This is a genomic window from Pseudarthrobacter leeuwenhoeki, assembly GCF_055412885.1.
On the sequence record NZ_JBVAYY010000002.1, the window covers coordinates 131,185 to 144,154 of the forward strand.

The 12,970-nt window shown below is 64.6% G+C and carries 12 protein-coding genes; 3 read left to right on the forward strand and 9 right to left on the reverse strand.

The features are described from left to right. Positions 1–29 precede the first annotated feature (29 nt). Positions 30–1,475: an amino acid permease gene (locus tag ACZYX4_RS02265; RefSeq protein WP_463873371.1), complete on the forward strand. Its 1,446-nt coding sequence runs from the start codon at positions 30–32 to the stop codon at positions 1,473–1,475. Between the two features lie 315 nt (positions 1,476–1,790). After that, positions 1,791–3,101 (forward strand): M18 family aminopeptidase, encoded by a 1,311-nt coding sequence (locus ACZYX4_RS02270; RefSeq protein WP_463873575.1) that lies wholly within the window; start codon positions 1,791–1,793, stop codon positions 3,099–3,101. Positions 3,102–3,479: 378 nt separating this feature from the next. Here ACZYX4_RS02270 and ACZYX4_RS02275 read toward each other — a convergent pair whose 3' ends face one another. The 9 genes from ACZYX4_RS02275 to ACZYX4_RS02315 form a co-directional block, all read right to left on the reverse strand. Continuing rightward, positions 3,480–3,776: a hypothetical protein gene (locus ACZYX4_RS02275; protein ID WP_463873373.1), complete on the reverse strand. Its 297-nt coding sequence runs from the start codon at positions 3,774–3,776 to the stop codon at positions 3,480–3,482. 159 nt (positions 3,777–3,935) lie between these two features. Then, complete coding sequence (locus tag ACZYX4_RS02280) at positions 3,936–4,814, reverse strand: glycosyltransferase (protein WP_463873374.1); 879 nt, start codon at positions 4,812–4,814, stop codon at positions 3,936–3,938. Beyond that, positions 4,811–6,091, reverse strand: coding sequence for a hypothetical protein (locus tag ACZYX4_RS02285; RefSeq protein WP_463873375.1), 1,281 nt, complete (start codon positions 6,089–6,091; stop codon positions 4,811–4,813). The genes ACZYX4_RS02280 and ACZYX4_RS02285 overlap by 4 nt, the downstream gene beginning before the upstream one ends. After that, complete coding sequence (locus ACZYX4_RS02290) at positions 6,088–7,227, reverse strand: glycosyltransferase (protein ID WP_463873376.1); 1,140 nt, start codon at positions 7,225–7,227, stop codon at positions 6,088–6,090. The genes ACZYX4_RS02285 and ACZYX4_RS02290 overlap by 4 nt, the downstream gene beginning before the upstream one ends. Further along, entirely contained in the window at positions 7,224–8,489 is a 1,266-nt protein-coding gene (locus tag ACZYX4_RS02295) for a glycosyltransferase family 4 protein (protein WP_463873377.1), read from the reverse strand. The genes ACZYX4_RS02290 and ACZYX4_RS02295 overlap by 4 nt, the downstream gene beginning before the upstream one ends. Continuing rightward, the gene (locus ACZYX4_RS02300) at positions 8,486–9,943 is read right to left on the reverse strand and encodes an oligosaccharide flippase family protein (RefSeq protein WP_463873379.1); all 1,458 of its coding nucleotides are present in this window, start codon (positions 9,941–9,943) and stop codon (positions 8,486–8,488) included. Before ACZYX4_RS02300 ends, ACZYX4_RS02295 begins: the two co-directional genes overlap by 4 nt. Positions 9,944–9,945: 2 nt before the next feature. Continuing rightward, complete coding sequence (locus ACZYX4_RS02305) at positions 9,946–11,073, reverse strand: DegT/DnrJ/EryC1/StrS family aminotransferase (protein WP_463873381.1); 1,128 nt, start codon at positions 11,071–11,073, stop codon at positions 9,946–9,948. Continuing rightward, positions 11,073–11,312 carry a hypothetical protein gene (locus ACZYX4_RS02310; RefSeq protein WP_463873382.1) on the reverse strand — a complete coding sequence of 80 codons (240 nt, stop codon included), beginning with the start codon at positions 11,310–11,312 and terminating at the stop codon, positions 11,073–11,075. Before ACZYX4_RS02310 ends, ACZYX4_RS02305 begins: the two co-directional genes overlap by 1 nt. A gap of 410 nt (positions 11,313–11,722) precedes the next feature. Then, positions 11,723–12,406, reverse strand: a complete 684-nt coding sequence (locus ACZYX4_RS02315; protein WP_463873383.1) for a DUF1345 domain-containing protein — start codon at positions 12,404–12,406, stop codon at positions 11,723–11,725. A gap of 241 nt (positions 12,407–12,647) precedes the next feature. Here ACZYX4_RS02315 and rpsF point away from each other — a divergent pair, with 241 nt between their 5' ends. Then, positions 12,648–12,953, forward strand: a complete 306-nt coding sequence (gene rpsF / locus ACZYX4_RS02320; protein ID WP_069950073.1) for a 30S ribosomal protein S6 — start codon at positions 12,648–12,650, stop codon at positions 12,951–12,953. Positions 12,954–12,970: the final 17 nt, after the last annotated feature.

Consider the following 12,970-nt stretch of genomic DNA (forward strand, 5'->3'; position numbering starts at 1 on the left):
CCCGAAAAATCCACGAAGGACGAAGCTTCATGCAGGCTGACCAGCAACTCTCGAAATCCCTGAAACCCAGGCATCTGTCCATGATCGCGATCGCCGGGGTGATCGGAGCCGGGCTGTTTGTCGGCTCCGGCGCGGCGATCCAGCAGGCGGGTCCCGGCATCCTGGTCGCGTACACGGCGGCGGGACTCGTGGTCATCCTGGTCATGCGGATGCTCGGGGAAATGGCAGCCGCCAATCCGGAGACCGGATCGTTCTCGACGTATGCGGACAAGGCCTTGGGCCGGTGGGCAGGGTTCAGCATCGGCTGGCTGTACGCCTGGTTCTGGATCATTGTGCTGGGCATCGAGGCCACGGCCGGTGCCGCGATCATCCACCGCTGGGTGCCCGGGATCGACCAGTGGATCTGGGCGCTGCTGCTGATGGTGGTCCTCACCCTGACCAACCTGAGCTCGGTGAAATCCTTTGGCGAGTTCGAGTTCTGGTTTGCCTCCATCAAGGTCGCGGCGATCGTGCTGTTCCTGCTCTTCGGCGTCGCGGCAATCCTGGGCCTCATCCCCGGCGTCCCTGCCCCTGGAGTGAGCAACCTGCTGGAAAACGGCGGCTTTATGCCCAACGGGCCCGGCGCCGTGCTGGCCGGCATCCTCGTGGTCGTTTTCTCCTTCTTCGGCGCTGAGATCGCCACCATCGCCGCCGGAGAATCCGAAAACCCCGTCGATGCGGTCAAGAAAGCCGTGAAGTCCACCGTCTGGCGCATCCTCGTCTTCTACATCGGCTCCATTGCGATCGTGGTCACCCTCCTGCCCTGGAACTCCGCCTCCGTGGCCAAGAGCCCGTACGTTGCCGTGATCGAGCAGTACGGCATCCCCGGCGCCGGCACCATCATGGACATCGTGGTGCTCACCTCCGTGCTGTCCTGCCTAAACTCCGGCCTGTACACGGCCAGCCGGATGCTGTTCTCGCTGTCCCGCCGCGGCGACGCGCCGCGGTCCTGGATGCGGATCTCCAAGCGCGGCGTTCCCGCCGCCGCCGTACTGGCCTCCACCGTCGTCGGATTCATCACCGTCGGCCTGAACTACATCGCCCCCGACACCGTGTTCCTGTTCCTCGTCAACACTTCAGGCGCCATCGCCCTGTTTGTATGGCTCGTGATCGCCGTCTCGCAGCTGATCCTGCGCCGCAGGATGGGGGCCGCGGCCAAGGACCTCGAATTGAGGATGTGGCTGTTCCCCTACCTGACCTGGGTCGCCATCATCAGCATCGTCGCCCTGCTGGTCGGCATGATGGCCCTGGAGGCCACCCGCGAGTCGCTGGTGCTCTCCCTGGCACTCGCCGCCGTCGTGGTCGCTATCGGCGTCTCGCGCTACCGCAGGAACGGCGGGCAGACCCCGGCAATTTCCGACGGCGGTGCCGCGGCCGATACCGAGACTGTGGCGCACGCCGAACACGCCACAGCGGGGGCCGGCCGGGCGTCGTAACTCCCGCCCCGGGTCCGTCAGCACCACGGGACATGCCCAGCCCTGCCGCGCTGCCGTGGACATAGTGGCACTATGTCCACTCGGCGCGGCCTAGGGAGGGCATGTCCAACGGGGCCGGAGGGACATGCCCAGTCCTGGGCGCCCGCGGAGGGCGTGTCCGGGCATAGTGCTGACGACGGACATATTCTTCGCGACGACGGCGGCGTCTACCAGCTCGCCACAACGTCCCGGTCGGTGTCCGGCGGGTACACGGCCGGACTCGACGTCACGGTGCAGGGGCCGTTGGGCCCAGGTCACGGCGCTAGACTCGGTGCCATGCCTTCAGAGTCCAACGCCGCAGCCCACATCCAGGACCTCGGCGCGTACGTCACCGCGTCGCCGTCGAGCTTCCATGCCGTCCACGAGGCCGCCCGCCGGCTGAACGCGGCAGGATTTACGGCCCTCGACGAGCTGCAGCCCTGGGCCGGGGCCGCCGGGACCGGGAAGTTCTACGTGGTTCGCGACGGTGCGATCATCGCCTGGGTGACGCCGGAAACGGCCGGGCCCGCCACCGGCTTCAACATCCTGGGCGCCCACACGGATTCACCGTCGTTCAAGCTCAAGCCCAAGCCCACCACGGGCAAGTTCGGCTGGCTGCAGGCCGGCGTCGAGGTCTACGGCGGACCCCTGCTCAACTCCTGGCTGGACCGTGAATTGCAGCTCGCCGGGCGCCTGGTGATGCGGGACGGGACTCAGCACCTCACCGCCACCGGGCCGCTGCTGCGGTTCCCGCAGCTGGCCATCCACCTGGACCGCGCCGCGAACGAGGGGTTGGCGCTGGACAAGCAACAGCACATGAACCCGGTCTACGGACTCGGCGACCCGGCGGGCGAAGACCTGCTGGGCCTGCTGGCGGACCGGGTTGCCGGTGCGGACGTGGACGCTGCCCTGATCGGCGGCTACGACGTCGTCATCGCCGACACCCAGCCCGCGGCCGTGTTCGGCGCGAAGGGCGAGTTCTTCGCCTCCGGCCGGCTGGACAACCTTTCGGCGACCCACGCCGGGCTCACCGCGCTGATCAACCACGCCGCAGCGCCGATGCCGGCCGGGGCGCCGATTGCGGTGCTGGCCGCGTTCGACCATGAGGAAATCGGCTCAGCCTCCCGTTCCGGCGCGAGCGGGCCCATCCTCGAGGACGTGCTCGTGCGCATTTCCGACGGACTGGGCGCCTCGGTGAGCCAGCGGCGGCAGGCCTTCGCGGCGTCGTTCTGTGTGTCCGCCGACGCCGGCCACGCCGTGCACCCCAACTACGCCGAACGGCACGATCCGGCGAACCGGCCGGCCCTGAACGGCGGCCCGCTGCTGAAGATCAACGCCAACCAGCGCTACGCCACGGACGCCCCCGGCGCCGCCCTCTGGGCGCGGCTGTGCTCCGACGCCGGCATCCCGTACCAGGAGTTCGTCTCCAACAACGTGATGCCCTGCGGCTCCACCATCGGCCCGCTGACCGCCACCCGCCTCGGCATCCGGACGGTCGACGTCGGTGTGCCCCTGCTTTCGATGCACTCGGCCCGGGAACTCTGCGGCGTCGAGGACCCCTACCGGCTCGCGAAAGTGACGGAGCGGTTCTTCCGCACGGCCGTATAGATGTTCGGGGTCACGGCGGAGGCGTGCGGCGCTCCGCGAAGCGTCCGGTGGAGGCGCCCTCGCGGCCCGTCCCGACTTCATCTACGACAGCCGGGGATCCCATTGGCTGGTGCGTTCCTATCACCGGCCGCGCTTCAGGTGCCCTCCCAGCGGGCATACCTTTGGGGTGCCGGCGCCTTTGCCGTTAGGGCTGAGGATCAAAGGCTTCCCCGACCTTGCGGCCGACGACCTTCCATCGACCCGCGGCTTCTTCCTGCAACGCACTTACCGGCCAACGCGGGACAAACTGCCCGCGGGGACGCCACCAGCGGCCTCGCGGCCGTGTTGGGATCAGTTCGCGGCCTGCTGACAGCCTTCGATGCGCGGTCTGCGGGACTCTTACTCTGCGGGCCCCGACCTCCCGGTCAGCGCACTCAAGGGGTACGGCAGCGAGGTAGTCAGTAAGGGCCCCAGTGTCTCACCCGCCGTGGCCCCGGTGACGGTGACCAGGACGATGGGCCCGTTCGTCGACGGGTCGCGGATGGTGGAGTACTCTACTGCGTCGTATTTGCCCGCGATATGGCGGTGCACCTCGTCGGAGTTCAGCTTTGCGGTGAGGATCCCCAGCGCCTGTTCCAGGCCTCCCATGTAAAGGAATGGGTTGTCGCCGGAAATGACAGCAGTCGCCGGGGGCACCAATGCAACACTGCCGGTGGCCTCTTACTTCACCGGCGCCTGGAAGTAGACGACGAAGGCCAGGGAGACGGTCAGGAGCGCTCCGAACACAACCAAATACCATCTCCGCGTCAGGCTGGCGTATAAATCACGCAGGTACATATGTGGCTCCTTGAACTATCAACGGCTGGACAACGGGCGGGTCCGGGCATTCAAGGAATCCCTCAGCCGGTCCAATCCTGATTTTCCGAAGGTTCCGAGAATGGCTGCCTTGGCCAGTGACCGTGCCCTGTCCCGGCTCCACCTGCCAGGCCGGGCAAGGGCCAACTCATAGAGCAACTGCAGCCCGGTGGGGTCCTTCACCCCGGCCAGCAGCTGCCCGAAGGCCTTCGGCGCTGCACTGGCGGGTATCCGGGTCCCATGGACGCGGTTGCTCACGTTTTTTCCGTGGACCACCTGGAGCCAGCCTGCCGCGCCGCCAATTTCCTGCACCGTCATGGATTTTCCCAGACGGGTGTGCCAATCAGCCCAGCAGGTCACCGGAGAGTCCCAGGTTTCCATCACTGAGCAGAACGCGTTAGTGCTGTCCCTGTTCACGTACAGGGCATCGCCGCTGAGTACCAAGCCGTTGATGAAGTACACGGCTGTTCGGGATGACCCGGCCGGAGTCTTCTGCAGGCGTTCGATGAAGTCTGCGGCAAGTGCATCATCGTTGTCCAAGTTTGTAGTGAGAAGCATCTGGCCGGTGGCGCCGGTCACTGCCCTGATATCGGCAATCCGTTCCGAATCAGAAATCTGCGACCGGTATACAGGGGTGAAGAGCCCGCCGGCGCTGAGTTCAGCGAGCCTGGACTTGAGCCATCCGGGACTTTTCGGATCGAGGTATATGATCCAGCGGAAACCAGAGTTGGTCTGGGACTGGACGGATGGCAGGCAGAAAGCCTCGAACAGCGCCATCCGTTCACGGAGCCAGCCCTCCTTGGCGCGGATCCGGCTTTCCAAGCCGGCTGACGGCACGTTGAACCGGGTGAGGATTACATGGTCTATCGTGTGGTTCATAGCTTCACCTTGTAGACGTGGTAGGCGGATTCATGGGCGAAGGAATCGGCGAACCGCCCGCTGCCGTCAACGGGAAGGGAGCGTCCCTCGAAAAGGACCTCAACGCTGTCAGCCTTGATGCCCGGCGGAAGAGCGAAGACCCGGTTTCCTGGCACGGACTCCCCTGTGGCCATCGCGAAAATGTAGGCGGAGTCCTCGTATGTCTTCAGCATGGTGTCCAGGCCGACGCCGAGCGAATAGTCATAGGACTGGGTGTTGAGTACCGGTGCCAGCTCATGAATTCGGGAGTTGACGTTCTTCATGGCCTCGACCTGCGGGGCCCCACAGTAATCGGTTGTCACTTGGGCCAGCCGCAGTATGCTCGCGCCGCCGCACGGGCCGGAAAGGCTTTGATTGAAGTAGACGATGCCGCGGGCTTCGTTGATGATTGAACTCATCACCGCGCCCTCCAGCTGTTCCGGGCTGGTGTTGGAGACGAAAGGGCCCTCGCCGGGACCCCCGTTGAGGTTTTCGACGAACTGCCACAGCGGCTGGAGTTTCCCGTCCGCAGCGTCCTGCTGGCGCAAGGCCTTCATCGTCTTCCCGTAGCTGGACGCAGTCCTGCAGGTTGCCGCGTCTACAGGTACTATGTGGGCGTTCTGGTACGGCTTGAGGCTGCAGTACGGGATGGTATACCAGTACATGTCCACGGAGACGGTATCGGTGTAGCCGTTCACAAAGGCCTGGGCATCGGAGGCTGGCATGTAATGACTGATGACCATCTGCGTGAAGTTGGCGTACTTAAAGAGACCAGCAGGTGCTGCGTCGGCGAGGTCCTGCAGATGCTTCCGGCCGTCCTCCGGGGTGAACCGGCCATCGACTTCGTCGTCCAGGAACGCACCCACCCAGTTGGTCCCGGCCGGGGTGAATGATTCATTGAGTTTCCCCCCGATCCAATAGACGCTGTTGCGCTCAAAAATTGAGTAGGGAGTGCTGCTGTCCATGCCCATATAGGTGTTGATTCCATGGTCTTTGTCGAAGCGCACTTCCTGGTCGCTGCTGATGCCGTTGTACCAGATGGCCACCGGGAAAAACCGGGGATCGTCCCAACCGGCGGCGTCTGCATTGGGGAAGGACTTCCAGTAATCGGGACCGCCTTCCCAAGGAATCCTGGGCAGATCCAGCCCGGTGCTGGTACCGGCAGCCGGAGCTGCCTCTGCGACGGGGGAGCAGGCAGCGCAGAACAGTCCGATAATCATCAGTAAAGCTGCAGCGGGGCTGCGGACGGGAGGCGTCATCTTTTTTCACTTCCTTCAATGATGGACATCAGTTGGCGGGCCCGTTCGTGCCAGGAATGTCCTGCCGCGAAGGTCATGCGTTCAGCCTCGGCCGCGGTGGTCGGTGCGGTGGCCAAGTGCTGCTGGACCTGTCGGATAAAGGTTTCCGCCGTATCGCAGATCGTCACCAGATCTGTGTCCAGCCAACGGACGGCGGGCAGGTCGGTGGCCACCACCGGCAGGCCGGCGGCCAGATAATCGAGGGTCTTGAGGGGGAAAGACGCCCGGTTGAACGCATTGTCCCGGTATGGCGTCAGGCCTACTCGAGCGGTAGCCAGGTGCTTCCTGGTTTCCGCGAGCGGGAGCCGGCCCAACCATGCGACATTGTCCGAGGCCAGGAAGGTGTCCAGACGGCAGCGTGTTTCGGGGTCACGTTCGGTCCGCGGTCCGATGACCAGGATCGGAACGTGCGCTTCGTCCAATGCCGCCAGCAGGTCCATGTCCAGTCGTTCGTTCAGCTGCCCGATAAGCACCGCCGTGGGCGTCCGGGTCGGTGCCGGCTCCTGGAGGGCGGTGATGGCGCAACCGTTGGGAAGCACCGCGGTGGCCCGTTGGCCTGCCGTCATCTGGGAATCGACCAGGGCAGCCAGCGCCGGTGAAACTGCTGCGGTGTGCTGTGCGGTAGCCACGTTGGACCGCAGGGTCTTTTTTACCAGCCCTGACGCCAGTCCCATCATGGTCGCGCCCGCTTCCCAGTCATCGGTCACGTACAGCAAGTTGGGACCGGCCAGCCCGGACGGGAAGCGCGAGATCGGCGAGGACAGCAACGTGGCCTTGGCCTCCACGCCGAGCCAAGCAAGACTGGTCCGGATGTCAGCGGACAACAGCCGGCTGGTCAAGGGTGCCACGAGCCGACGGGTAAATCCGGGCAACGACAGGGACCGCAGCCGGGTGATGCCGTCAGCCACCTCTGAAAGTTCCAGGCGGCCTTGTGGAAGGTCAGGTGACCGCAAGGCATGATGGAACGGCAGGGGCGGATCGACCCAAAGCACGGGAACCGATCCCGCCACGGCCAAGGCGAGCTGGTGGTCGGTGCCGCTGACGTTTTCCCAGCGGCTTCCCGGAATGAACACCAGAACACCGCCTTTGTCGCTCATCCGCGCACGCCTTTAAGCGCCTGCTGCACCACGGCCTGGCGCCTGCCGGGCCGTGGTGCGTTGAAGTCGTCTTCGGCGGCGGAACCGAGCAATTGCCGGGTACGTTGGACCACCTGGTGGGCGGCAAACCGGCCCGCAGCTCCAAAATTGTTCCGAACCTGCACGGCCGCCGGCTCCTGCATGGCCCGGCCGTAGAAGACCTCCTGCTGTTCGGCCGCCCGTGCCAGTGAGAAGCGCCCGGTTACGGTGGCGAGGCCGAAGGCGGATAACTCCCGGCAACGGTCCGGGTTCCTGTAGGCCTCCACCAGAAGTCCTGCGAGCCTTCCCGCTCCAGTCTGTGGTCCGGGGCCGGTGCCAAACCAGCCCTGCTGCAGAAAAGGCGGCAGCGATTCCGGAGTCAGCAGCTCCCAGAATCCCAGTTCACCCTGGACCACGAGCGGTTTGGCGAAAGCCATGGCCCTCAAGGCCGAACCGCCCATGCCGAGGACAAGATCCGCGGCGGCGTAAGCGGCACGGGGATCGTCCAGTTGACCTGCCAGGACAACAACCCTGCGTCCAGTCCGGCGGTTTACCTCGTTGGCGGCCGCCTCGACGATGTTGCGGGCGGGGCCGCTACCGGCGATGAGCAGTTGGACGGGAATCTGATTGGCCACCCTGCCAACTGCCTCGATGGCGGACAGCAGGCCCTCCAGTTTCAGCTCAACCGCAAGGCGGGTGACTGTTGAAACAATAAAGGAGGAGCTTCCCAGCCCCCACTGGCGCCGGAATGTTTCGACCCCTAGCTCTATGCCTGGGTTGTTCGCGGCCAAGTCAACCGGCGGCTCCAGCAGTTCGGTGCGGGTTCTGCCGAATTTCTGCTCTGCCGCCAGGATGTTGGCGGTTCCCACCATCAGGGGAAGATGCTTGGGGATGAAAGGGGCCACTGCCATGGACATGACAGTGGAAACGGCCACGGCGGGTGTTTTCCGGGCGGCCAGCGCGCATTCGAGTGTGGGTGGCCATTCATAGCCGTGGAGAACAGCGAATCCCCGTGAACTGATCAACTGTCTCAGGGCCCTGACAATTGCCGGAGTGGGGCGGTGCGAGGGCCGGGGAGATTCAATGAACTCAAGTCCCAGCTCCACGATCCGGGCATTGAGCGCGCCCTTTCTGCCGAAAATGACAACTTCGTGGCCTCGTTGCTGCACTGCAGCCGCTATCTCGATGGCGTTTATCTGGCTGCCGCCGATTTCGAGGTCGTGGGGGAAAACCAAAATTTTCACGGGGCCACCCCTGTGGTTTGGGGAGTGTTCCCGATGGTGCGCAGGAGGCCCAGCGAGGTCCGGCGCAGGTAGAGCAGGCCCAGGGTGAGGGCCCCTGTGACCAGACCTGAAGATGCCACGACCAGAAGCGGGCTCGGTTGGACCGTTGCCATCAGCCATGCGAAAGCACCGGCAGCGAGTCCGGCGGTGGCTGGAAGCCAGATGCTCCCGGCCATGGGCGCGAGGTTGACGCCTGCTTTGTGCAGCTGTCGAAGATAGCAGGGGAGGACGACGAGGCCCGTGACCAAAGCCTGTGCCGCCGCGAGGCCGGCCAGCCCGAACAGGATGGCGCCGGAGATCAGCGCGGGGATAAGAACCACCAGGCTCCCGGCTTGGATCATGAAGACCGTGCCCGATCTTCCCAAGACCACAAGGAAGTCGTATGCGAGGTCGCATATGATCTTCAGCAAGGCGGCTACTACCAACCAGGACAGCACCGGGGCCGCGGGAATCCACACTGTCCCGTAGATCAGGCTGATCAGCGGTTGGGAGCTGGCGGCAAGGAAGATCATTGGCGGCACTGCTGTACAAAGGAGGACGGAGAAGATGGCGCCCAGCGTGCCATTGAGTCCGGACGGGTCGTGTTGGAGGGCAGAGAACGCTGCTGGTCCCACCCGGCGTAACGGCTGCGCCAGAATGCTGACCGGCCAGCTGGCTAGGTTGAAAGCCAGCACGTAGAAACCCAGTCCGGTTGTTCCGATCAGGATCCCTGCGGTGAGCTGGTCAGCGTAACCGATGGCGAAGAAGATGATGCTGGTGCCAGCCAGCGGCAGGCCGAATCTGATGAGCGGCATCAGGTAGTTTCGGTCCAATCCGAACCGGTACGGTAGGGGTGATGCCCGCAAGAACATGACCGCTGCCAGCAGGCCGCCGGCAATCCGGCCAACGGCCAGCGCCATGGCCCCGAGTCCGGCAATGGCCAGAGCCAGAGAAACTCCCGCACCAACCCACACATTGACCTGGTCGATGCTCATCCTCGTCTTCTCGCGGAAGTTGCGCTGCAGCAGGGCTGCCGGCGACGCCACTACGCCGTTGATGAAGACACTGATAATCAGGATCCGGATGACGTTGGTAGCCTCGGGGTCCCCCATGGCGGAGGTGAACACCGGCGCCGCCAGTACCGCCGCCCCGCAGAATACGGCGCTCCCAACTACGGAGATGGTATTGACTGTGGGAACGATTTTTGCCGGATTCCCCGGCCATCTGACAATGGCGAGGGACACGCCCAGCTCATTGAAGCTCAGTACTGCCATGAGGGCCACGAGTGCCACTGCGAACGTTCCGAAAGACTCGGGCCCCAGGACGCGGGCCAGAAGGATTCCGATGCCCACGGTGCCCAGGCGGGACAGCGCTGTGTTCAGTACGCTCCAGCCGAAAGCTCCGGAAGCCCCCTGGCGCCCCTGCGTATCTGTCATCGCTAACTCATCGCCGTGCTAGCTGCGCGCACGACCCGTTCCTGTTGCGCCTCCGTGATGTGCGGATAAAGCGGCAACGGGAGGATGCGGCCGGCGGCACGCTCCGCTACAGGAAACGAGCCTTCACGCACTTCCGGGCCAGCGTAGGCGCCGCTGAGATGCACCGGCACCGGGTAATGGACCCGGGCTTGGATTCCTGCGGACTGAAGGACGGCGAGCACGGCATCCCGGTCAGGAGCACGAACGACGTACAAGTGCCGCACATCCGCATTGCCGGGAGCCTCACGGGGGGGTGCCCAGCCCGGCACGTCGGCGAGCAGATGGCTGCAACGTTCAGCTGCGGCCCGCCGCGGAAGGTTCCACGTCTCGAGTTTGGCCAGTTTCGCGCGAAGCACCACTGCCTGGACAGCATCCAGGCGGGAGTTAGACCCGACGACGTCGTGCACGTACTTCTGCGAGCTGGCAGGTGAGCTGAGCGTACGCACCCGGGCAGCCACGCCGCCGTCGTCCGTTACCACCGCACCGGCGTCGCCAGAGGCCCCCAGGTTCTTGCCCGGATAGAAACTGGACCCGGCCGCCAGCCCCAACGTCCCCGCTGAACGGCCGAACCGGGTGGCACCTTGCGACTGCCCCGCGTCTTCGATGATCACGGCTCCGCAGGCCGACGCAACCGGAATGAGCTGCTCCACGAAGGCCGTCCGGCTGAAAAGAGGCACAATGGCCCGTGTACCGGGCGTGACGGCGGCCGCCACGCCCGCATTGTCAATTAGCAAATACTCAGGATCGACGTCAGCGGGCACCGGGACGGCTCCAATCCGACTCGCCGCCTCCGCTGTCGCGATGAAGGTATTCGCAGGCGGGATTACCTCGCCGCCGGCCCCAACGCCAGACGCCCGCAGCGCCAATTTCAGCGCATCAGTTCCATCGGTCACGCCCACACAGCGGCGGGCGTCCAGGAATTCGGCGTATGTCGTCGCAAACTCTGCAACGGCCGGTCCACCGATGAACCCAGCTTGGCGGAAGACCTCCGTGAGCCTTTCCATGACGTCTGCGTTCACGTCGGCCTGTTGCGCCACCAAGTCCACCAAGGGGACCGCGGCGTCGGTCCGGACCGGCGGCCCCTGGTTCATTATCCGCTCCCGATGGAGAAGGCCTCGCGGTCGTTTGCATTCGCCGGCGCACCCACCCACGTTTCGCCTGGGGGGACGTCCCCGACTACCGCGGCGCCCATGCCGATCGTCGCGTAGGTGCCGATTGATGTGCGTTCCCGGACGCTGGAGTTCATCCTCAGGTAAACCGCCCGGCCAATTTCATCCCAGTGCAAGGGGATGGGGAAGGCGCCGGTCCATGACCGTCCCGTGACGGTCATGGCGGATTCCCTAGGACAACGGATCAGAGCGAGGATTCGGGCTAGTTCCTTATTACGGCTGAACAAAACCATGGGTGTCCCCATTCCATCCCCAAGTGACCATTCAGCGGAGGCCCAGGTTTTCCATCGGAAAACGTGGGTCCAGGACTGACGTATTCACTGCCGCACGCCAACTTCTCCTGCAAAATTAAGGCCCGGGTCGCGCTCGGGGCTGGAGCGGAAACCCTGACCAAAGGGTTGTGCTTTTGCAAATATATCCGGGGGTCTGCCGGGGGACTAGGCCGCACGAATAGTCGAGTAGGGCATCGCCTGAAGTCGAGTAGTTTTCGTCCCAGTACTTGTTTCCGGTCCCGGAACCTCCGGACGCGGGTGCCGGCAGAAACAGGAGTGCCTGCCGGACCCTCTGGCCCTCAGAAGGCCAGGCTGATGACAAGGCTGATCGTCGTGGCCAGGATGACGGTGCCAAAGAGGTAGGACAGCAGGCTGTGCTTGAGCGCTTCCGCCCGGATGCCGTGGCTCTGCAGCGCAGTGTCCGAGACCTGGTACGTCATCCCGAGGCTCGTGGCGAGATAGGCGAAGTCCGTGTATTGCGGGGGCCGTTCCTGGTTGAAGTCGATGCCGCCCACGGCCGCGCCGGCCTTCCCGCCCGTGCCGTAGTAGAGCTCGGCGTACCGCAGCGTGAACAGCGTCTGCACCAGCATCCAGGACAGGGCCACTGACGCCAGCGCCAGGAGGCCGCCGCCAAAGCGCGACCCGCCGCCGCTGGCATGGGAATCGACGACGACGGCGGCCACCGCGCCGAGGCTGGCGACGTTGGCCGCCAGGATCAGCAGGTCGGTGATGCCGCGGGACGGATCCTCCACAGTGGCATGCGCCCGGGTCTCGGCCGGGTTGAAGCGGCCGACCGCCAGCCAGACCCACACGACGTAGGTCAGCGCGGCGATGCCCCAGCCGGCAGCCGGGGCCGCCATCCAGTTCCCCGCCAGTCCGGTCGCTGTGGCCGCGATCACCCCGGCGAGAAGCATGACCGCCAGGCGCAGCCGGCTGCGCCGCACCGGCCGGGCGTCGCCGCGGATCGGGGAACCGTTGTTCATTCCCCGATCTTGGCACAGGGTTGTCCACATGGAGGCCGGCGCCGCTACCCGGACACTGCCTGCCGCGCCTACGCTGGGCAGGCATGGAATCGCGGAATCCGGCCCCGGTGCACTAAACTATTTAAGTCTGTGCTGCGCCCTGCCCCCGTTCCTGGGGGTGATGCGGGTACATGGCACCGCAAATGAACCTCCTGTTACGGAAATGCCGTAACCGCTTAGCCCAAAGGAGGTGGGTTCACATATGCGTCCTTACGAATTGATGGTAATCATCGACCCCGAGGTCGAAGAGCGTACCGTTGAGCCAACGCTTCAGAAGTTCCTGAACGTCATCACGACCGATGGTGGAACCATCGAGAAGGTTGACATCTGGGGCCGTCGTCGCCTGGCTTACGAAATCCAGAAGAAGACTGAAGGTATCTACGCCGTGGTGAACTTCACCGCTGAGCCGGCTACCGCCAAAGAACTTGATCGCCAGCTGAGCCTCAATGAGACCATCATGCGCACCAAGATCACCCGCCCCGAAGTACAGAAGGTCGTTGCTGAGTAATCTCAGCTCCCGATTTT